The organism is Vibrio sp. 10N.286.48.B8 (assembly GCF_003050085.1).
In the GTDB taxonomy this organism is placed as follows: Bacteria; Pseudomonadota; Gammaproteobacteria; order Enterobacterales; family Vibrionaceae; genus Vibrio; species Vibrio crassostreae.
On record NZ_PIGD01000013.1, the window covers coordinates 140,995 to 161,080 of the forward strand.

General features: G+C 45.0%; 20 protein-coding genes and 1 pseudogene. 2 read left to right on the forward strand and 19 right to left on the reverse strand.

Features of this window, described 5'->3' with window-relative positions; all coding sequences use genetic code 11:
- The 13 genes from rodZ to trmJ all read right to left on the reverse strand — a co-directional run bounded on the left by rodZ (position 1) and on the right by trmJ (position 11,480).
- Entirely contained in the window at positions 1 to 954 is a 954-nt protein-coding gene (rodZ, locus tag CWO08_RS15880; protein WP_107899065.1) for a cytoskeleton protein RodZ, read from the reverse strand.
- Between the two features lie 441 nt (positions 955 to 1,395).
- Positions 1,396 to 2,538, reverse strand: a complete 1,143-nt coding sequence (locus CWO08_RS15885) for a bifunctional tRNA (adenosine(37)-C2)-methyltransferase TrmG/ribosomal RNA large subunit methyltransferase RlmN (protein WP_017062516.1) — start codon at positions 2,536 to 2,538, stop codon at positions 1,396 to 1,398.
- Positions 2,539 to 2,829: 291 nt separating this feature from the next.
- Entirely contained in the window at positions 2,830 to 3,264 is a 435-nt protein-coding gene (gene ndk, locus CWO08_RS15890) for a nucleoside-diphosphate kinase (protein WP_008222758.1), read from the reverse strand.
- A gap of 106 nt (positions 3,265 to 3,370) precedes the next feature.
- Positions 3,371 to 4,666: an aminopeptidase PepB gene (pepB, locus tag CWO08_RS15895; protein ID WP_102480685.1), complete on the reverse strand. Its 1,296-nt coding sequence runs from the start codon at positions 4,664 to 4,666 to the stop codon at positions 3,371 to 3,373.
- Between the two features lie 206 nt (positions 4,667 to 4,872).
- Positions 4,873 to 5,073: a Fe-S cluster assembly protein IscX gene (gene iscX / locus CWO08_RS15900; protein WP_004740335.1), complete on the reverse strand. Its 201-nt coding sequence runs from the start codon at positions 5,071 to 5,073 to the stop codon at positions 4,873 to 4,875.
- Positions 5,074 to 5,207: 134 nt separating this feature from the next.
- The gene (gene fdx / locus CWO08_RS15905; protein WP_017629863.1) at positions 5,208 to 5,546 is read right to left on the reverse strand and encodes an ISC system 2Fe-2S type ferredoxin; all 339 of its coding nucleotides are present in this window, start codon (positions 5,544 to 5,546) and stop codon (positions 5,208 to 5,210) included.
- Between the two features lie 20 nt (positions 5,547 to 5,566).
- On the reverse strand, positions 5,567 to 7,417 hold the full coding sequence (gene hscA / locus CWO08_RS15910) for a Fe-S protein assembly chaperone HscA (RefSeq protein WP_108020765.1): 1,851 nt from the start codon (positions 7,415 to 7,417) through the stop codon (positions 5,567 to 5,569).
- A 22-nt stretch (positions 7,418 to 7,439) separates the two neighbouring features.
- The gene (hscB, locus tag CWO08_RS15915) at positions 7,440 to 7,955 is read right to left on the reverse strand and encodes a co-chaperone HscB (protein ID WP_019822106.1); all 516 of its coding nucleotides are present in this window, start codon (positions 7,953 to 7,955) and stop codon (positions 7,440 to 7,442) included.
- Between the two features lie 84 nt (positions 7,956 to 8,039).
- Positions 8,040 to 8,363 (reverse strand): iron-sulfur cluster assembly protein IscA, encoded by a 324-nt coding sequence (iscA, locus tag CWO08_RS15920; protein WP_010440519.1) that lies wholly within the window; start codon positions 8,361 to 8,363, stop codon positions 8,040 to 8,042.
- Between the two features lie 97 nt (positions 8,364 to 8,460).
- The gene (gene iscU / locus CWO08_RS15925) at positions 8,461 to 8,838 is read right to left on the reverse strand and encodes a Fe-S cluster assembly scaffold IscU (RefSeq protein WP_004740340.1); all 378 of its coding nucleotides are present in this window, start codon (positions 8,836 to 8,838) and stop codon (positions 8,461 to 8,463) included.
- A 33-nt stretch (positions 8,839 to 8,871) separates the two neighbouring features.
- On the reverse strand, positions 8,872 to 10,086 hold the full coding sequence (locus CWO08_RS15930; RefSeq protein ID WP_108020766.1) for an IscS subfamily cysteine desulfurase: 1,215 nt from the start codon (positions 10,084 to 10,086) through the stop codon (positions 8,872 to 8,874).
- A 27-nt stretch (positions 10,087 to 10,113) separates the two neighbouring features.
- On the reverse strand, positions 10,114 to 10,635 hold the full coding sequence (gene iscR, locus CWO08_RS15935) for a Fe-S cluster assembly transcriptional regulator IscR (protein ID WP_010440512.1): 522 nt from the start codon (positions 10,633 to 10,635) through the stop codon (positions 10,114 to 10,116).
- A gap of 116 nt (positions 10,636 to 10,751) precedes the next feature.
- The gene (gene trmJ, locus CWO08_RS15940; RefSeq protein WP_048658839.1) at positions 10,752 to 11,480 is read right to left on the reverse strand and encodes a tRNA (cytosine(32)/uridine(32)-2'-O)-methyltransferase TrmJ; all 729 of its coding nucleotides are present in this window, start codon (positions 11,478 to 11,480) and stop codon (positions 10,752 to 10,754) included.
- Between the two features lie 181 nt (positions 11,481 to 11,661).
- Between trmJ and suhB the strand changes: the two genes are divergently transcribed.
- The gene (gene suhB, locus CWO08_RS15945) at positions 11,662 to 12,465 is read left to right on the forward strand and encodes an inositol-1-monophosphatase (RefSeq protein WP_017062836.1); all 804 of its coding nucleotides are present in this window, start codon (positions 11,662 to 11,664) and stop codon (positions 12,463 to 12,465) included.
- Positions 12,466 to 12,756: 291 nt separating this feature from the next.
- Here the strand turns inward: suhB and secF are convergent, their stop codons facing one another.
- From secF to queA, 5 genes are all read right to left on the reverse strand, one after another.
- Complete coding sequence (gene secF / locus CWO08_RS15950; protein ID WP_108020767.1) at positions 12,757 to 13,704, reverse strand: protein translocase subunit SecF; 948 nt, start codon at positions 13,702 to 13,704, stop codon at positions 12,757 to 12,759.
- Positions 13,705 to 13,718: 14 nt separating this feature from the next.
- A complete protein-coding gene (secD, locus tag CWO08_RS15955; RefSeq protein WP_081090147.1) occupies positions 13,719 to 15,575 on the reverse strand; it encodes a protein translocase subunit SecD in 1,857 nt (618 codons plus the stop codon).
- A 20-nt stretch (positions 15,576 to 15,595) separates the two neighbouring features.
- A complete protein-coding gene (gene yajC, locus CWO08_RS15960) occupies positions 15,596 to 15,925 on the reverse strand; it encodes a preprotein translocase subunit YajC (protein WP_010440492.1) in 330 nt (109 codons plus the stop codon).
- 111 nt (positions 15,926 to 16,036) lie between these two features.
- Entirely contained in the window at positions 16,037 to 17,173 is a 1,137-nt protein-coding gene (gene tgt / locus CWO08_RS15965; RefSeq protein WP_017056177.1) for a tRNA guanosine(34) transglycosylase Tgt, read from the reverse strand.
- 194 nt (positions 17,174 to 17,367) lie between these two features.
- Positions 17,368 to 18,420 carry a tRNA preQ1(34) S-adenosylmethionine ribosyltransferase-isomerase QueA gene (queA, locus tag CWO08_RS15970; protein WP_108020768.1) on the reverse strand — a complete coding sequence of 351 codons (1,053 nt, stop codon included), beginning with the start codon at positions 18,418 to 18,420 and terminating at the stop codon, positions 17,368 to 17,370.
- 334 nt (positions 18,421 to 18,754) lie between these two features.
- Between queA and CWO08_RS15975 the strand changes: the two genes are divergently transcribed.
- The gene (locus CWO08_RS15975) at positions 18,755 to 19,201 is read left to right on the forward strand and encodes a CBS domain-containing protein (RefSeq protein ID WP_108020769.1); all 447 of its coding nucleotides are present in this window, start codon (positions 18,755 to 18,757) and stop codon (positions 19,199 to 19,201) included.
- Between the two features lie 52 nt (positions 19,202 to 19,253).
- Here CWO08_RS15975 and CWO08_RS15980 read toward each other — a convergent pair.
- Positions 19,254 to 20,086: pseudogene (locus CWO08_RS15980) on the reverse strand (hypothetical protein); the annotation flags it as partial.

Here is a 20,086-nt window from a genome sequence, read left to right on the forward strand (position 1 = left end):
CTAAGGTAAGGTTATTCTAGCTACTTTGCCTGAAGTATACCCAGAAAGGTCGACAGGTTCACTTGCAAATGTCATTGATACGCCCTCTGGCGCACCTAGAATCACTTTATATGGCGCAGTTCCTGATAGATTTAATGACTGACCTGCTTTTTTGATGCCAGTCGACAGGGTTTTACCGGTTGCATCTTTTACTTGGATCCAACAATCAGCAGAGAACTGCATCACTAGCTCGTTAGCCACAACTTCAGGAGTAGCACTTGCTTCTACAGCTTCTGCCTTAGCAGCAACTTCAGTAGCGGATTCTGTCTCTGTTGCTTGTTGTGCCGCAGTTTCGTCAGCTAGAGCAACTGCATCTGAAGTATCTTCCGTATCGCTTATAGCAACAAGGTCATCTGTACTTTCAGCAGCAGCACCTGCTTCGTTTTGTTCAGCTTCAATCACTTCTAAAGAGGTGAATTCAGGGGCAAGTGATTCTTCTACCGCTAGCTCTTCTGAACTTGCAGTATTCGCTAAAGATTGAGATAGGGTGTCTTGCTGTTGGTTCTGCCACCACCACAGTGAAGAGATACCCGCAATTACCGCAAAAATGCTCCAAGTAAGTATCATAATACGGCTGTTGTGCTTCTCGGTTTTGGTCTTACGAGAAAAGCTCAGCATTTCTTGCTCTTGATGCTGAGCATCACCAGCATGATGCAGCGCACTCAATACGACTTTTTCGTCAAGATTGACGTATTTCGCGTATGAACGAATGTAGCCACGCATAAACGTCGCCACTTGATCTGACTCGAATTGGTTTTCTTCAATTTGCTGAATCAGCGTAACGCGAAGTTTTAAGCGATCAGAAATCTGCTTTTGCGTTAAACCAAGAGATTCTCGTTTGTTCTTAAGCAGCGTTCCCGCTTCCAAAGCTGGAGCGATCGGTTCTTGCGTTTGTGTATCTTGTTCTGTGTTCATAGAGAGTGAACTTCTAAAGTATTATCGCAAGTTGAGGAGAGCGTTTTTTTATTGTCGTTTAAGCTCAATCTAACAACCCACGTTATGTGGAATTTTTCCTGCTATCTGAATCATCAACCCTTAAAGGCGAACATCATTCATTTGTTATGGATGACCTTCTCAGGAAGCTAGTTTATCAAGTAGCCAACCTAAATAGACATATTGGCGATCAGTAGCAAGCGAGCACTTAAATTAATTTAAGATTAGTTAATCATAAGCTAATGCCATTACAAGGCAAAAACACTTTAAACAAAATTTACCGTCAGCTCATGGTTTTGTCCAAAATTTGACGAAAAATGTAAGAAAGCGTGGGCAAGAAGTCCAAAAAATCAAAAACTGTCCCCCCAGAAAAGCAACAAGCCAGAAGTAAGACTTCTGGCTTGTTTAGGTTCTAATCGCGTTTTATACCGCTTTTACTTCAATCACACCACCTGCAATCAAGTTCGCTTCAGAAGCTGCTTTAAGCATTTTAGTACGCTTGGTTCTGTCAATAACATCACCGACTAACTGACCACACGCGGCATCAATATCATCACCACGCGTTTTACGAACCGTTACTGTGTAGTTGTATTCCATCAGCGTTTTTTGGAAGCGATCAATTCGAGAGTTACTTGGCTTCTTATAAGGCGAACCCGGGTAAGGGTTGAATGGAATCAGGTTGATCTTACAAGGCGTCTCTTTCATTAGCTCTGCAAGTTCACGTGCGTGGTCCATATCATCATTCACATGATCCAATAACACGTACTCAACCGTTACTTTACCGCGGTTAGCATTTGAAGAGGCAATGTAACGACGAACAGATGCTAGGAAGTCTTGGATATCCCAACGATCGTTGATCGGCATGATTTGGCTGCGTAGTGCATCGTTTGGCGCATGCAGAGAGATAGCCAATGCTACATCGATGTTGTCTGTCATTTGGTCAAGGCCAGATACAACACCAGAAGTTGATACGGTTACACGACGCTTAGACAGTGCGAAACCTAGATCATCAAGCATGATTTCTAATGATGGCATTAGGTTCTTCATGTTCAATAGAGGCTCGCCCATACCCATCATTACAACGTTAGTAATTGGACGACGACCGGTTTCTTTTTCTAGGCCGATTTCGCGAGATGCACGCCAGATTTGGCCAACAATCTCTGAAACTTTTAGGTTACGGTTAAAGCCTTGTTGAGCTGTAGAACAGAACTTACATTCAAGTGCACAACCAACCTGTGAAGATACACACAGCGTCGCACGGTCACCATCTGGGATGTATACCGTTTCAACGTCTTGGTCGCCAACGCTCATCGCCCATTTGATTGTGCCATCTGAAGAATGTTGAGCTTCAGAAACAACAGGTGCAACAATCTCACAGCGACGTTGCAGTTTCTCACGTAACTTTTTGTTGATGTTGTTCATTTGTTCGAAGTCATCGACACCGAAGTGATAAATCCACTTCATCACTTGCTCTGCTCGAAACGCTTTCTCATTCAGTTCTTCTGTGAAAAATTTACGAAGACCTTTACGATCAAAATCGAGTAGATTGACTTTAGCTGTGGTCATGATGCCTCTCAATGACGGAACAATAATTAAGGGCGCGAATTGTACAGGCTTTACGCAACTTCAACAAGCACTGTAAAACCCTGAGTTTATTAAGACATTCAAACTTAAGCGATTAAAATTTGAACAATTGTGTTTATCGGCCTGAGATGACCCAATTTAAACAAAAGATTCCCGATTACGCTCCTTCGTCGCTTTCAGGAATGACGACTAAATTGATTATCGAGAACGCAAAGTCCACTTACAAAAAAGGCCTCACCGAAGTGAAGCCTTTTGAATCATTTGCTGTGTCGATTATTGAGCTGGACGTGGGCAAATTTCAGATTCTGGGAAGAAGAACTCGATTTCACGAGCTGCAGACTCAGGGCTATCGCTGCCGTGTACGGAGTTGTAACGCATGCTGATTGCGTAGTCAGCGCGGATAGTGCCGCATGCTGCTTCTTCTGGGTTAGTTTTACCCATGAGTTCACGGTAACGAGCGATTGCGTTTTCGCCTTCAAGTACTTGAACCATGATAGGACCAGAAGTCATGAACTCTTTTAGTGGACCAAAAAATTCTTTGCCTTCGTGTTCCGCGTAGAAGCCGCTCGCTTGCTCTTCAGTCAGACGAACCATCTTAGCAGCGATAATTTCAAGACCTGCTTTTTCGATTCGGTGGTAAATTTCACCAACAAGGTTACGCTTAACTGCATCCGGCTTAACAATTGAGAACGTTCTTTCTAGAGCCATAGGGATTCCTTCACTTCATTTTTTTGTTATTAAATACTGAAATTACTGAGATCTTTCAATCTTAGCTTTATGAATGAGCGGCACAAAATACCGCTCACTCTTATTATTATTTTGCTTGGTCAACAAGAAGACGAGCCAGTGTACGAACACCCATACCCGTTGCGCCTGCCGCCCACTTATCACTTGCTGATTTACGGTAAGTACCCGCGCAATCCATGTGAATCCAACCTTTTTTGTAGTCGTCTACAAAGTAAGAAAGGAACGCAGCTGCTGTACTTGCACCCGGCGTGTAATCGCCCGTGCTGATGTTTGAAAGATCAGCAAAGTTTGAAGGCAACATGCCACGGTGGAAATCAGCAAGAGGCAATGGCCATAGGCCTTCTTTCTCTTGGTTTGCCGCCGTTAGCGCTTGATGAGAAAGCTCATCGTCGAAGCTTAATAGTGCGTGGTAGTCGTTACCCAGTGCATTTTTAGCTGCACCAGTTAGCGTTGCACAGTCGATGATAAGCTCAGGGTTTTGTGCACTTGCGTACATCAGGCCATCAGCAAGCACCAAGCGGCCTTCCGCATCGGTGTTCATGATCTCAACTGTCTTACCATTTTTGTAAGTAATGATGTCGCCAAGCTTCAATGCACGGCCAGAGATCATGTTCTCAGCACAACATAGGATAAGCTTGATACGCTTGTTCAGACCACGTTCAATCGCAAGACCCAAGCCACCAGTGATGGTAGCTGCGCCGCCCATGTCAGCCTTCATCGCTGTCATGAATTGCCCTGGCTTGATGCTGTAACCGCCTGAGTCAAAGGTAATACCTTTACCCACTAGACAAGCAAACACTGGTGCGTTTTCGTCACCGGTTGGGTTGAAGTCCAGTTGCAGCATTGCAGAGGTGCGCTCAGAGCCACGACCTACCGCATAAATGCCTTCCCAACCTTCAGTTAGGAGATCTTTGTCTTTAACGATTTTTGCTTTTACTGTGCCTGCTGGCGCCACTGATTTGATGTATTCAGCTGCCATCGTCGCTAATTGACGAGGAGCCACTTCTTCAGCAGTTTTGTTGATAATGTCACGCGTCCAATCAGTAGCACGGATGCGAGCTTCTAGCTCAGCTTGAACAGCTTCTGAAAGTGCATCCCATTCCAATGCATTCTTTTTCTTTGGTCCACGGTAGCCTTGGTAGAAAGCCCAAACGCTTTCTAGATCCCAACCTTCACCACGAAGTGAAACGAATGCGATACCTTGTCCGTCAAGCGTACGACCAGCACGCTGAACCGCGCCTAGATCGTGGCCTTCACCAATGTGAATTGTCGCTCCCGCTTCTGAGAACGATAAAATAGCTCTTGCTCCCCACTGAGGCTGGGCAGCTTCTTGACTTAAAAATACTGACATCTGTGTAGACATGATTTCTCCTTGTCATGAACCACTTTGAGTGTGTGATTCTGATTATTTTTTATTAGCGCACTGATGTTAGCATTATGTAGGAGGAAAATGTCATTTTGATAAAAAAACGGACCATAAGGTCCGCTTTTTTTAGTAAGAATTGTTAACTTGGCTGCGTTTTATATTGGACTGATACCAACCCGCGACCAAATCATCAGATAAGAGGATTAATCCATCTCATCCATCCAGCACAAAATAATAGCCTCTAAGATTTTCTCATTCGAGTGGTTAGGCTCGTCGTCGAACTCTTCAAGGTCTAGCACCCATTGATGCAGATCGGTAAAACGTACCGTTTTAGGATCAGTATCAGGGTACAAATCACATAGCTCAATTGCGATATCTCGCGAATCAATCCACTTCAAGCTCATAACACTTCCTTATATTTATCAGCGACGCTCTGTCACCTTTATGATCTATATTCTAGGCCAGTTTTCTTAGTATGTTTGTCTAAGCAATAGCTCTCTCAGTCATCACTGTATTAGCCATGACTGAGAACAGGTTCTTAGTGGTCTTCAGAAGCCAGGTTCAATGTGTACTTTGGAATCTCTACTACAAGATCTTCATTCGCCACTTTTGCTTGGCAACCCAGGCGAGATTCCATCTCTAAGCCCCATGCTTTATCTAGCATGTCGTCTTCTAGGTCATCACTCTCTTCTAAAGAATCAAAACCTTCACGAATCACAACGTGACATGTCGTACATGCACACGATTTTTCACATGCGTGTTCAATACCAATACCGGCCTTCAATGCAACATCAAGAACCGTCTCACCAGTTTTTGCTTCTAAAACAGCGCCTTCTGGACATAGATCTTCGTGAGGTAAAACAATAATCTTTGGCATGTTTATCTATTCTCTAACTATTAAATATTATCGACTGACTGACCTGACAGTGCAGCACGAATTGATTTATCCATACGACGAGAAGCAAAGTCTTGGCTCGCTTTGTCGGTATTCTTAATTTCTAGTTCAATCGCATCGGCATTATCGCCATTGCGCACTTCAATCAGTGCTTCAATCGCTTGAACAAGTTGTTGTTTGCCTTGCTCATCAAGTAACTCATCGCCATCGGCTTGCATTGCAGCAATTAGGCCTTCAATAACGCGATCCGCTTCTACGCGTTGCTCAGTAAGAGCACGCGCTTGCATGTCTTCTTTTGCAAAAGTCATCGAATCTTTTAGCATGCTAGCCACTTCGTTATCGCTTAGACCGTAAGAAGGCTTAACTTGGATTTCAGCTTGAACGCCTGTGCTCTTCTCCATTGCGGTAACCGATAGCAGGCCATCAGCATCCACTTGGTAAGTCACACGAATATGAGCAGCACCTGCAGTCATCGGCGGGATGCCTTTCAAAGCAAATCGAGCCAGTGAACGACAGTCATCAACCATTTCGCGTTCACCTTGTACGGTGTGCACTGTCATAGCAGTTTGACCGTCTTTGAACGTGGTAAATTCTTGTGCGCGAGCCACTGGGATCGTGGTGTTTCGAGGGATGATCTTTTCGACCAAACCGCCCATGGTTTCGATGCCAAGAGACAGAGGGATAACGTCCAGTAGCAGCATCTCAGAGTCAGGCTTATTACCGACTAAGATATCCGCTTGAATTGATGCGCCAATTGCAACCACTTCATCAGGGTTAATGCTGGTTAGTGGCGTACGACCAAAGAAGTCACCGACCATTTCACGTACAAGTAATGTGCGAGTTGAACCGCCGACCATCACGACTTCTAGAACTTCATCTGCATCAACTTCCGCATCTTTTAGTGCACGACGGCATGAAAGCAGTGTTTTCTTAACGAGCGGTTTGATGATCTCTTCAAACTCTTCACGAGTTAATGAACCAGACCAACCTAGTACTTCAACCTCAACGCTTTCAGCTTCAGATAAGCCAATCTTAGCTTCTGTTGCGGCGTCTAGAAGAATACGGTTCTGCTCTGCAGTTAGCTCCGATAAGCCCATTTGCTCTTGGAAATGATCCGCAACTAAATGGTCAAAGTCGTCGCCGCCTAATGCAGAGTCACCGCCCGTAGCTAGAACTTCGAAGACACCTTTAGATAGGCGTAGGATAGAGATATCAAACGTACCACCACCTAAGTCATAAACAGCAATTACCCCTTCTTTACCTGAATCCAAACCGTAAGCAATAGCAGCGGCAGTCGGCTCATTAAGAAGACGTAACACGTGAAGACCAGCAAGTTGCGCCGCGTCTTTCGTACCCGCACGCTGTGCATCGTCGAAGTAAGCAGGAACGGTAATAACAGCACCAGATAACTCGCCACCAAGTGTTGACTCAGCACGTTGACCTAGCGCTCGCAGAATGTCTGCAGATACTTGAATTGGGTTTTTGTTACCTTGCTCTGTGCGAATCACAGGCAAACCATTATCACTTTCTTCAAATTGATATGGCAGAGATGGGTATCGCTGTTGAATATCTGACAGTGAGCGACCGATTAGTCGCTTAACTGAGATAATGGTATTTTTAGGATCAGTCTGTGCATTTGCACGAGCTTCATCACCAGTCGTGTATGACTCTGACGTATAGTGAACAACGGAAGGAAGAATACTGCGACCCTGTTGATCAGTCAGTGTGCTCGCCTCACCACTGCGCACTGCCGCAACCAATGAGTTTGTTGTACCTAAATCAATACCCACAGCAAGCTTGTGCTGATGAGGAGCGGCGCTTTGCCCTGGTTCTGCAATCTGAAGTAGTGCCATGGATGTGTCCTTGTTATACGAACTAGCCGATCAGACGATCTTCAACTAACTCGATTTCATTCTTTAATTTTGCAATAAACTTAAGCTTTCTTACTCGGTCTGCAGCTTCTAACCAAGCCTCACTGTCGAGTTCTTGTTGGATAGCGCTTAATTGTTGTTTATACATTTTGCTAACCTTTCCTTCAAATGCAAACAAAGCATCTTCAGGTTCAGAACTGTCGGCGATATCTTCAAGCTCTTCACGCAATTCCATTTGCTCCATTAGGAACATAGGATCTTGCAGGGTCTGCTGTTCACCACGAATATCCTCACCATGTTGCACTAACAGGTATTCAGCTCGGCTGATTGGATTCTTCAATACCTGATACGCATCATTGATTTGCGCAGCTTTTTGCACGGCTAGCAGGCGATCACGCTCAGAAGCAGTGGCAAATTTATCAGGGTGGAATTGGCGTTGCAGATCTCTAAACTGAGAAGAAAGAAGGCTACCATCCAGTTGAAACTGAAGTGGTAGCCCAAATAATTCGAAATGATTCATGTAACGGTGGTCCTAAGTTTAGGCTCTTCAATCAGAGCCTAATTTTATTCTTCGCTCACTATAAACGCTTAACGATTGAAGCGTTTATACGTTGAAGCTCTCACCACAACCACATTCGCCTTTCGCGTTAGGGTTGTTGAATTCAAAACCTTCGTTTAGGCCTTCTTTTACGTAATCAAGCTCAGTTCCGTCTAGGTAAACTAGGCTCTTTGGATCAATAATGACCTTAACACCTGAATGCTCGAACACTTCGTCTTCTTCGTTAAGCTCGTCAACGAATTCTAGTACATACGCCATACCCGAACAGCCAGTCGTTTTTACCGCTAAGCGTAACCCGATACCTTTACCTCGGTTATCTAGGAAAGCTTGAACTCGGCTTGCTGCCGTATCTGTCATGGTGATGGCCATACTACAACCTTGTGTTTTATATAAATTGAGAACTCAGGGGGAGCACAAAGGATGCTCCCAAATATTGCTTATTTTTTGTGATTACTTAATGAGACGATTAACGCTTCTTTTTGTAATCCGCAACAGCTGCTTTGATTGCATCTTCAGCAAGAATTGAACAGTGAACTTTCACTGGTGGCAACTCTAGCTCTTCTGCGATTTCAGAGTTTTTGATAGCTGCCGCTTCATCAATACTTTTGCCTTTAACCCACTCAGTTACTAATGAGCTAGAAGCGATTGCGCTGCCGCAACCGTAAGTTTTGAATTTTGCATCTTCGATAATGCCTTCTGGCGTTACCTTGATTTGCAGTTTCATTACGTCACCACAAGCTGGTGCGCCAACCATACCGCTACCAACACTTGGGTCTTCTTTATCAAACGAACCTACGTTACGTGGGTTTTCGTAGTGATCAATTACTTTTTCGCTATATGCCATGATAGTTACCTCGAATCCTCTATTTCCGTGAGATTAGTGATGAGCCCACTCAACAGTGTTCAAATCAATCCCTTCTTTATACATATCCCATAGAGGAGACATGTCGCGTAATTTGTTTACCGCTACACGAATTTGTGCAATCGCGTAGTCGATTTCTTCTTCCGTTGTGAAACGGCCGAATGAGAAACGTACTGAGCTGTGTGCCAGTTCATCGTTCAGGCCAAGAGCACGTAGAACGTATGAAGGCTCTAGGCTTGCTGATGTACATGCAGAACCTGATGATACTGCTAGGTCTTTTAGAGACATAAGCAGAGACTCACCTTCAACGAAAGCGAAGCTCACGTTTAGGTTGTGTGGTACACGTTGGTCTAAGTCACCGTTTACCGTTACCGCTTCTAGATCTTGAACACCTTTCAATAGGCGCTCACGAAGTGCTAGTGCGTGATCGTAATCTTTCTGCATGTCTTGCTTAGCAACAGCACAAGCTTCGCCCATACCCACGATTTGGTGAGTAGCAAGCGTACCTGAACGGAAACCACGCTCATGACCGCCGCCGTGCATTTGCGCTTCAAGACGAATACGTGGCTTACGACGAACGTAAAGTGCACCGATACCTTTAGGGCCATACATTTTGTGAGCTGAAAGTGAGATTAGGTCAACTTTCATCTCTTGTAGGTCTAGTGGGATTTTACCCGCAGACTGAGCCGCATCAACGTGGAAGATGATCTTACGAGAACGACATAATTCGCCGATTGCAGAGATATCTTGGATTACACCAATCTCGTTGTTAACGTGCATGATAGAAACTAGAACAGTGTCTTCACGCATTGCAGCTTGTAGCTTGTCTAGATCGATGATGCCGTTTGCTTCTGGCTCAAGGTAAGTTACCTCAAAACCTTCACGCTCTAGTTGGCGACATGGATCAAGAACCGCTTTATGTTCTGTTTTGCACGTAATTACGTGCTTACCTTTCTTCTCGTAAAAGTGCGCTGCACCTTTAATAGCAAGGTTGTCTGACTCTGTAGCACCTGAAGTGAAAACAATCTCACGTGGGTCTGCATTTAATAGGTCAGCAATTTGCTCACGAGCATTATCTACTGCTTCTTCTGCCTGCCAGCCGTAACGGTGTGAACGAGATGCAGGGTTACCGAAGTTACCGTCCATCGTCATGCACTGAACCATTTTCTCAGCAACTCGTGGATCGACTGGGCATGTAGCTGAATAGTCAAAGTAAATAGGCAGTTTCATTTTCTACTCCAATGTAAAAACTGACCGCTAAGAGCGGGCATTAACACCGTGAGGTGCTGCACTAATCGTTGTAGTGCTCGTATTTTTATGTGCAAAACCATTATTAACCGCAAGATCGATATCTTGACGATCAGAAATTTCTAAAACTTCGTTATCTTTCATTAGCTCACCGAGCGTAATGTCGTTTAAGAAGCTGCTGATTCGGGAGCTTAAATCACGCCATAGAGTGTGAGTTAAACAACGACTACCACCCTGGCAATCTGCTCGACCGTGACACTTAGTCGCATCCACTGATTCGTCTACTGCTGCAATCACAGTTCCGACAGCGATGTCGCTCGCTTCAGCTCCTAAACGGTAACCACCACCAGGGCCGCGAACACTAGCAACTAAGCCAGCTTTACGTAACTTAGAAAAAAGTTGCTCTAAGTAAGATAACGAGATGCCTTGTCGCTCTGAAATGTCAGCCAGAGGAACTGGGCTTTTTTGCGAATGCAGTGCTACATCGAGCATAGCTGTTACCGCATATCTTCCTTTAGATGTAAGTTTCATATCACACCGTATCCACATTGTTTATGTGGTTGGAATCTTCCCATACCCGACTAAATTGGTCAAGTATTTAGTTGACTATTTTAGTCAGGTATTCACCCTTAGTTTTCACATGGGCTTTATTTATCGTTTTTGCTCTTCTCAATTGAAGTCAAAATGCCACGTAGAGTATTGATCTCTTGCAGCTCTGGACGAGCTCGGCTAAACAGACGACGCAGCTTATTCATCACCTGCCCCGGCTTATCCTTAGAGATAAATTGGGTATCAATGATCACTTTTTCAAGGTGCTCGTAGAACATTTCTAGTTCTTCGTGACGAGGGTACTCATCTTGTGGCTGTGGTTGATATTGGCTAGCGACCATATCAAGGTGGGCGACACGCACTTCGTAGCTCAGAGTCTGTACCGCCATTGCTAGGTTTAGCGAGCTGTATTCAGGGTTAGCTGGGATACATACATGGAAGTGGCACTTCTGAAGCTCATCGTTAGTCAAGCCCGTACGCTCACGGCCGAATACTAATGCTACTGGGTGCTTCTGACCTTCAATTGCAAATTTTTGTCCACACTCACGAGGCTCAAGCATTGGCCATTCAAGTGTGCGTGAACGTGCACTCGAACCAACCACTAAACCACAGTCTTTTACTGCTTCGTCCAGTGTGGAAACGATAGTCGCGTTTTCTGCGATGTCACCAGCACCCGCAGCCAGTGCTAAGGTCTGCTCGTCAACTTCACATTGAGGGTCTACAAGAACTAATTGACTCAAACCCATCACTTTCATTGCGCGAGCTGCTGATCCGATATTTCCCGAATGAGACGTACCAACCAGAACGACTTTTACATTGTCTAACATGCTATATGACACCACTTTAAAAATAATCGCGAGATATTAACACATAGCAAAGTAAAATGGTCAGACCCTTCGCGCAATGTGAAACCAAGAGTTCAAAAAATAACCACTTCCCTTTTGGTAAAACTTTGGTATACTCGCCGCCGCTTTAAATTGTTCTTTAACATCTTGTGGGAAAAACCATATGCATCCAATGCTAAACATTGCGATACGCGCTGCGCGTAAAGCTGGCAACCATATTGCTAAATCTCTAGAAACAACTGATAAGATCGAATCGTCTCTAAAAGGTAACAACGATTACGTTACTAACATTGCTCAAGAAGCTGAGTACATGATCATTGAGACAATCAAAGCATCTTACCCAGAGCACAGCATTATTTCTGAAGAGAAAGGCCTGACTGAAGGTAAAGACTCTGACGTACAATGGATCGTTGACCCACTAGATGGCACCAACAACTTTGTAAAAGGTTTCCCTCACTTCTCTGTATCTATCGCTGTTCGCATGAACGGTCGTACAGAAGTTGCTTGTGTTTATGACCCAATGCTAAACGAGCTATTCACAGCTCAACGTGGCGCTGGCGCTCAACTTAACAACGCTCGTATGCGTGTTACTCAACTAAAAGACCTTCAAGGTACTGTTCTAGCGACTGGTTTCCCATTCAAGCAAAAACAACACTCAGAATCTTTCATGAAGATCATCTCTGGTCTATTCATTGACTGTGCTGATTTCCGTCGTACAGGTTCTCCTGCTCTTGACCTATGTTACCTAGCAGCTGGCCGTGTTGATGGTTACCTAGAACTAGGCCTTAAGCCATGGGATCTAGCAGCTGGTGACCTAATCGCTCGTGAAGCTGGTGCTATCATGACCGACTTCGCTGGCGGTACTGATTACATGACTTCTGGTAATGTTGTTGCTTCAAGCGCACGTGGTGTTAAGTCTATTCTTAAGCACGTTCGTGAGAACGCTAACGAAGGTATGCTGAAATAATTCAGACCTTACGTTAAAGCTCCCTGTTTTAAGGGCGCATAAAAATTCCAAAGCCTCGCTAGATAGCGAGGCTTTTTTGTATCTGTGGTTCAGGGATGCGAGATGCGAGATGCGAGATGCGAGATGCGAGATGCGAGATGCGAGATGCGAGCAGAATAGCGCTTATGGTATTAAGTACAACTCACTTCGACCATAAAATTTGTATTGAGTTTTCCTGCAAAATGCAGCCATAAAAAAACCGCTAGTTGCCTAGCGGTTTTTTTGGTTTAGCGAAACTTGTTAAGCCAAGGCCTAAGGCATTTCCTCAAACTCTTCACCTTCTTTTTCCACTTGTGGTGGCATTAGGTGTTCACGTGTAATACCCAACTTCATTGCTAGTGCAGATGCAACGTAGATAGAAGAGTAAGTACCAACCGTAATACCCAATAGAAGGGCAGTTGCGAAGCCGTGAATCATAGCGCCGCCCTGAACGAACAGTGCGATAACTACGAATAACGTGGTACCAGAAGTGATCAATGTACGACTCAATGTTTGTGTGATTGAGCTGTTCAGTACTTCAGGCGCTTCACCTTTACGCATCTTACGGAAGTTCTCACGAATACGGTCGAATACAACGATGGTATCGTTGAGGGAGTAACCGACTACCGTTAGCAAGGCTGCTACGATGGTAAGGTCGACCTCAATTTGCATTAGAGAGAACACACCAAGTGTGATGATAACATCGTGCGCCAGTGCTAATACCGCACCCGCAGCCAAACGCCATTCAAATCGCACTGATACGTAGATCAAGATACAGATAAGAGAAACTAGGATAGCAAGGCCACCCGCTTCTGTTAGCTCATCACCTACGTTAGGACCAACGAACTCGATACGACGCATTTCAACTTGCTCACCAGTACCATTCTCAATAGCAGAAAGGATTTGGTTACCAAGCGTTTCGCCCGCTACGCCATCACGTGGACGTAAACGAACCATCACATCACGAGCTGAACCGAAGTTCTGTACCGTTGCATCACCAAAGCCTTCGGCTTCTAGTGCACTACGGATATCAGGAAGGTGTGCCGGTTGTTCAAAACCAACTTCAATCAGAGTACCGCCAGTAAAATCTAGACCCCAGTTCAACGATTTCGTTGTTAGGGTGAAGATAGCAGTACCAATCATCAAGATAGAAAAAACAAAGGCAACCTTTGACCAACGCATAAAGTCGATCATTTTGTCTGCTTTTAGAATCTGAAACATATTAATTCCTAGCCTTAGATCGACAGTTTTTTAACGCGTTTGCCGCCATACATCAGGTTCACGATACAACGTGTTCCCACAATAGCTGTAAACATTGAAGTCAAGATACCGATAGACAGCGTTACCGCGAAGCCTTTGATAGCACCAGTACCCACAGCAAATAGAATAATTGCTGTTAGTAGCGTGGTGATGTTGGCATCGGCGATTGTGCTGAATGCGTTCGCATAACCTTGGTGAATCGCTTGTTGTGGACTGCGTCCATCTCGAAGTTCTTCACGTATACGCTCAAAGATCAGTACGTTGGCATCAACTGCCATACCGACCGTTAATACGATACCGGCAATACCTGGCAGGGTCATGGTAGCCCCCGGAATCATCGACATAACACCGATAATCAACACCAAGTTAGCCATTAGCGCAACGTTCGCAATCAAACCGAAAGTACGGTAGTAAAGCAGAGTAAACAACATTACTGCAGCCATACCCCAAACCATCGCCATGATACCCATATCGATGTTTTGTTGCCCCATAGATGGACCAATCGTACGTTCTTCTACAATCGAGATAGGCGCAATCAATGCACCAGCACGTAGTAGAAGTGCCAAGTTATGAGCTTCAGCCGTTGAGTCGATACCAGTAATACGGAAGTTACGACCAAGTGCAGATTGAATCGTCGCTTGGTTAATTACTTCTTCGTGCTTACTTAAGATAACTCGACCTTCCGGTGTTTTACGACCGCTGTCTTTGTACTCTGCAAATACCGTTGCCATTAGCTTACCGATATTCTGACGAGAGAATGCAGACATCTTGCTACCACCTTCGCTGTCTAGCGAGATGTTAACTTGAGGACGACCATATTCATCAACACTTGAGCTTGCATCCGTAATACTCGAACCGCCTAGAATAACGCGTTTCTTAAGTACCACAGGGCGACCATCACGATCTTGCTTGATTTCGCTCCCCGCAGGAGCACGACCAGAAGCGGCAGCGGCTAAGTCAGCACTGCTATCCACTTCACGGAACTCAAGTGTCGCAGTCGCACCAAGAATTTCTTTAGCGCGAGCCGTGTCTTGAACACCAGGCAATTCCACTACGATACGGCTAGAACCTTGACGTTGAACCAAAGGTTCAGCAACACCAAGTTCGTTTACACGGTTACGTAGAATAGTAATGTTTTGCTCAACCGCGTAGTTACGGATTTCTTGAAGACGAGCCTCTGTAAAGCTTGCAACCAAAGAGAAGCGACCGTTAGATTCAGAATCTACGAACGTCATATCTTGGTGCTTAGATTGCAGTAGCGATTTCGCTTCAGCAAGCTGTTCTTCGTTACGTAGGATCACTTCAACCGCATCTTTACCAGATGGGCGAATCGCACGGTAACGGATTTTCTCTTCACGAAGTTCACTGCGGAATGCTTCTTCCTGTTGGCCAACCAACTTTTGCATCGCAGCGTCCATATCCACTTCCATTAAGAAGTGAACACCACCACGTAGGTCAAGACCAAGTTTCATTGGCGCTGCGCCAATAGATTCAAGCCAATCAGGAGTTGAAGCCGCTAGGTTTAAAGCCACGATAACGTCATCGCCTAGTGCTTCTGTGATGATATCACGGGCACTAATTTGCGTATCTGTGTCGTTAAAGCGAACAAGAATGGAACCGTTTTCGAGAGCAACGGATTTAGTAGAAAGGTTTTCTGCTTCAAGAGCATTGGTGACAGCATCCAGCGTAGACATATCTACAGAGGCGCCGCGCGCCCCTGTAACTTGAACTGCCGGATCTTCACCGTATATATTTGGAAGAGCGTACAACGCAGCGATAGCGATGGCAAACACTACCATCAAATACTTCCATAACGGGTAACGGTTTAGCACAGCGAGGATCCTCTAGCTGTTTATAGAGATTTCAGAGTACCTTTTGGTAGCACTGCTGTAACGAAGTCTTTCTTGATAACTACTTCGTTGTTTGCATTCAGTTCGATAGCAACGTAGTCGCTGTCTTCAGCAATCTTAGTGATCTTGCCGATTAGGCCGCCGCTTGTAAGAACTTCATCGCCTTTGCCCATAGAAGACATAAGGTTCTTGTGTTCTTTAACACGCTTAGCTTGTGGACGGTAGATCATGAAGTAGAAGATCACAGCGAACATACCTAGCATGATAAGCATTTCGAAACCGCCGCCTGCTGGTGCACCTTCTGCTGCTGCGTGAGCTTGAGAAATAAACATTTAAAACATCCTCTATTTATATTTTCGTAATTGTTTGTCTAATTGGGTCGCATCCCTTTATTTTCAAGCCCCATCACTCGGAAGAGAGATAGGGCTCGCAAAAAAGAAATACTAAGATTCTTTACCTAGTGGTGGCACTTCACGCCCCATTCTTGCGTAGAACTCTGCAACGAACTCTTCAAAGCGATCTTCATCGATAGACTGACGAATGTCTGACATTACTCGTTGATAGAAACGCAGGTTATGAATCGTGTTCAGTCGAGCACCTAGGATTTCGTTACAACGATCCAAATGGTGTAAGTACGACTTGCTGTAGTTCTTACAAGTGTAACAGTCACACTCTGAATCTAGTGGTGTTGTATCGGTTTTATGCTTCGCATTACGGATCTTGATCACACCTTCAGTCACAAACAGGTGGCCGTTACGTGCATTTCGCGTTGGCATTACACAGTCAAACATGTCGATACCACGACGAACACCTTCAACTAGGTCTTCTGGTTTGCCTACACCCATTAGGTAACGTGGCTTATCTTCAGGCAGTTGAGGACATGTGTGCTCAAGAATGCGGTGCATATCTTCTTTTGGCTCGCCTACTGCTAGGCCGCCAACTGCATAACCGTCAAAACCAATTTCAGTTAGACCTTTAACAGACACATCACGAAGGTCTTCATACACACCACCTTGAACGATGCCGAATAGTGAGTTCGGATTTTCAAGCTTGTCGAAGTGGTTGCGTGAACGCTCAGCCCAACGAAGAGACATCTCCATTGAGTCTTTTGCTTCTTTGTGTGTCGCTGGGTACGGCGTACACTCATCGAAGATCATTACGATGTCTGAACCTAGGTCTTTTTGGATTTCCATAGACTTCTCAGCGTCCATGAAGATCTTGTCACCGTTTACAGGGTTACGGAAGTGAACACCCTCTTCAGTGATCTTACGCATTGCACCTAGGCTGAACACTTGGAAGCCGCCTGAATCAGTCAGGATAGGACCGTGCCAGTTCATGAAATCGTGCAAGTCGCCGTGCATTTTCATGATTTCTTGACCAGGACGTAGCCATAAATGGAATGTGTTACCTAATAGAATTTCAGCGCCTGTGTCTTTCACTTCTTCAGGTGTCATACCTTTTACAGTACCGTAAGTACCTACAGGCATGAACGCTGGGGTTTCAACGGTACCGCGTTCAAACTGAAGTTGACCACGACGTGCGCCGCTATTAGTTTTTTTAAGTTCGTATTTTAATTTCACGAAGCCTCCAATATGCCAGAGAAACAATCTGACTGTTAATTCAGAACCTTAAGCCAAACAAAAGTTCAGTTTAGTGGGTTCTATGAGGAGCGGTCGCGTATTCCTTGCGAGAGATTAGACAGACACCCTGCCCGACTCCTAGCTTACTGCTAGCACCCGTAAATTCTGTTTATATCGTTTATAACCAGCTTAAATTAGCTCGTTTTCTTATTGATGAACATGGCATCACCGTAGCTGAAGAAACGATATTCGCTCTTCACCGCGTGATCGTATGCGCCCATCACATGGTCGTAGCCAGCAAATGCACTTACCAACATAATCAGCGTTGATTCTGGCAAGTGGAAATTGGTAATCAAGCAATCCACCAACTGGTACTCATAACCAGGGAAGATGAAGATTTCTGTATCACCAAAGAAAGGAACTAACTCAGTGCCGTTTTTCAGTGCATCTTGAGCCGCACTTTCGAGTGAACGTACAGATGTTGTGCCGACAGCGATAATACGGCCGCCACGAGCTTTTGCTGCAGCTACAGCGTCAACCACTTCTTGCGGTACTTCAACGTACTCAGCATGCATGTGGTGATCATTGATATTATCGACTTTTACCGGCTGGAACGTGCCAGCACCAACGTGAAGTGTCACGTAAGCAAACTCGACACCTTTTTCTTTCATGCCAGCCATTAGCTTGTCATCAAAGTGAAGGCCTGCTGTTGGCGCTGCAACCGCACCCGGTTTTTCATTATAGACAGTCTGGTAGCGCTCTTTATCTGCATCTTCATCAGGACGATCGATGTAAGGAGGCAGTGGCATGTGACCAACGCTGTTAAGAATCTCTAGAACGCTTTGATCGGATGTGAAATGGATTTCAAATAACGCATCGTGACGCGCCACCATTTCAGCTTCATACTCATCGTTCTCACCAAGGAACAACTTGGTGCCCGGCTTCGGTGATTTAGAACAACGAACATGCGCAAGAATGCTTTTCTCATCAAGCATACGTTCAACCAACACTTCAAGCTTACCGCCGGATGCCTTGCGACCAAATACACGAGCAGGAATTACTCGAGTGTTATTGAAAACGACAAGATCGCCTGGCTCAACTAAGTCTAAAACGTCTTTAAACGAACCATCAGCTAGGTTACCGCTATTGCCATCTAATTTAAGCAGGCGGCTTGCTGTACGCTCCTCTTGAGGGTAGCGAGCAATGAGTTCATCTGGTAGGTCAAAGTGAAAATCTGAAACTTGCATGTGTCTAGTCTTGTCTTAGTTGATGAGATTTGTGCCGTTGACGAATCATCAATCGTAGTTGCTGAACAATGGTTACGGTAAGTCAATCATTACCGGAAACACATCGCAAACACGACTAAAAATTTCGCAGTGGGCTAGTATAGGCACACGAGCCGCAATAGCAAGGTTTACAGCAATGGATTATTGTAAAGAGGCGTAAAATAATGCTACTAACTCACCTCCTTAAACTAAAGAATTAGTTGCATAAAACTCACCCAAAAATGCGTCAGATCTCAGTTATTTTTAGGATAAAAAACTATAGTAATAGCAACAAAATAAAAAGAAGGAGGTTCGTATGATCAAGGTTGAAGATATGATGACTCGCAACCCTCATACCCTATTGCGCTCACACTCACTGGCCGATGCTAAGCACATGATGGAAGCGCTTGATATCCGCCATATTCCGGTCGTCGATGCCGATAGAAAGCTACTCGGTGTTGTCACACAACGAGACGTTCTAGCCGCTCAAGAATCCAGCCTACAAAACATCCCACAAGCTCAATCTTTTACTCTTGCTACTCCCCTCAACGACATCATGCACAAAAGTGTTATGTCAGCAGAGCCACGTGCAGGATTAAAAGAATCGGCTATCTATATGCAGAAACATAAAGTGGGCTGTTTACCTGTCGTAGAAAACCACGAACTAGTAGGCATTATCACCGACAGTGACTTCGTCACCATCGCGATTAACTTGCTTGAACTGCAAGAAGAAGTCGAGCCAGAAGAAGCTGAAGTAGAGTAACGCTCGGAAGCTATAGAAAGAGCCTCATAAAATTATGAGGCTCAAAGTTAGGTTATCTTAGAAGCAGTAACGGGCCAGTGCCTCCCCCGCCGCATGTCTCTGCATTGCGTGAGTAGTATCGGTGCTTAATGATCAGCTCGATATCATCCAAACCTTCAAGGTCTACTATCTCACCGTATCGGTCACCCAGCTTCACGGACAATCTCCAACCTGAAGCAGCAACGCTTCTCTCTTTAAAGGCATACGTTGGGTTCAAAAACGCCGACTGACTCTCTTCGTCTGTCATGATGTTGGCCTTCATTTGCTGACGATAGCTGTCTTTAGCAAAGAAGTTACCATTCGACACATCCCAGAAGCGCGTAGAGTACGACACCAACTCATCTTTGATGCCCGTCTCGCCATCGGTTAACGAGCCCGGTGTACGACTGCGCATGTAGTTGTTGCCACCGTACGTCAAGTAAGCTGGGGTCACCTCTTCACCAGAGATATCCATACTTACCTGCAAGTTAATACCGATACCATCCAACTTATCTAAGTAGGTACCTGCATCCACTAGACAGGTGAGGTCATCGTTGTCTGCAACCACTGGCCCTTGGAAGAAGTTCGAGCGTGGTAGCTCTTTCACCGTACTGAACTCTATCGTTAGCCATTGGTCTTGCCCTATACGTTGAGTCAATTGCGCTAACTTAGCTTTAAACGCTTCATCCGCCGTCAACATCTCACCGCTGCCATCTAAGGCCGGGTACCACATCGTTTTACCGCGAAGCTTGTCCACATAACCGAAAATATGCTTTTTCACCGACAGAGTATCCGTCGCCTCTTGGCTTGTTCTCAGATTACGAATGTCATCAAAACTCTGTAACGCTTTAAAGTATTCAACCAACT

Bases quoted from the DNA above. Each gene is read 5' to 3' on its own strand.
- yajC (WP_010440492.1), bottom strand. From the start codon at position 15,925: ATGTTTATTTCTCAAGCTCACGCAGCAGCAGAAGGTGCACCAGCAGGC.
- suhB (WP_017062836.1), top strand. From the start codon at position 11,662: ATGCATCCAATGCTAAACATTGCGATACGCGCTGCGCGTAAAGCTGGC.
- hscA (WP_108020765.1), bottom strand. From the start codon at position 7,417: ATGGCACTACTTCAGATTGCAGAACCAGGGCAAAGCGCCGCTCCTCAT.
- trmJ (WP_048658839.1), bottom strand. From the start codon at position 11,480: ATGTTAGACAATGTAAAAGTCGTTCTGGTTGGTACGTCTCATTCGGGA.
- iscX (WP_004740335.1), bottom strand. From the start codon at position 5,073: ATGAGCTTGAAGTGGATTGATTCGCGAGATATCGCAATTGAGCTATGT.
- iscU (WP_004740340.1), bottom strand. From the start codon at position 8,838: ATGGCATATAGCGAAAAAGTAATTGATCACTACGAAAACCCACGTAAC.
- CWO08_RS15975 (WP_108020769.1), top strand. From the start codon at position 18,755: ATGATCAAGGTTGAAGATATGATGACTCGCAACCCTCATACCCTATTG.
- iscR (WP_010440512.1), bottom strand. From the start codon at position 10,635: ATGAAACTTACATCTAAAGGAAGATATGCGGTAACAGCTATGCTCGAT.
- CWO08_RS15885 (WP_017062516.1), bottom strand. From the start codon at position 2,538: ATGACCACAGCTAAAGTCAATCTACTCGATTTTGATCGTAAAGGTCTT.
- CWO08_RS15930 (WP_108020766.1), bottom strand. From the start codon at position 10,086: ATGAAACTGCCTATTTACTTTGACTATTCAGCTACATGCCCAGTCGAT.
- iscA (WP_010440519.1), bottom strand. From the start codon at position 8,363: ATGGCCATCACCATGACAGATACGGCAGCAAGCCGAGTTCAAGCTTTC.
- secF (WP_108020767.1), bottom strand. From the start codon at position 13,704: ATGTTTCAGATTCTAAAAGCAGACAAAATGATCGACTTTATGCGTTGG.
- rodZ (WP_107899065.1), bottom strand. From the start codon at position 954: ATGAACACAGAACAAGATACACAAACGCAAGAACCGATCGCTCCAGCT.
- hscB (WP_019822106.1), bottom strand. From the start codon at position 7,955: ATGAATCATTTCGAATTATTTGGGCTACCACTTCAGTTTCAACTGGAT.
- fdx (WP_017629863.1), bottom strand. From the start codon at position 5,546: ATGCCAAAGATTATTGTTTTACCTCACGAAGATCTATGTCCAGAAGGC.
- ndk (WP_008222758.1), bottom strand. From the start codon at position 3,264: ATGGCTCTAGAAAGAACGTTCTCAATTGTTAAGCCGGATGCAGTTAAG.
- queA (WP_108020768.1), bottom strand. From the start codon at position 18,420: ATGCAAGTTTCAGATTTTCACTTTGACCTACCAGATGAACTCATTGCT.
- pepB (WP_102480685.1), bottom strand. From the start codon at position 4,666: ATGTCTACACAGATGTCAGTATTTTTAAGTCAAGAAGCTGCCCAGCCT.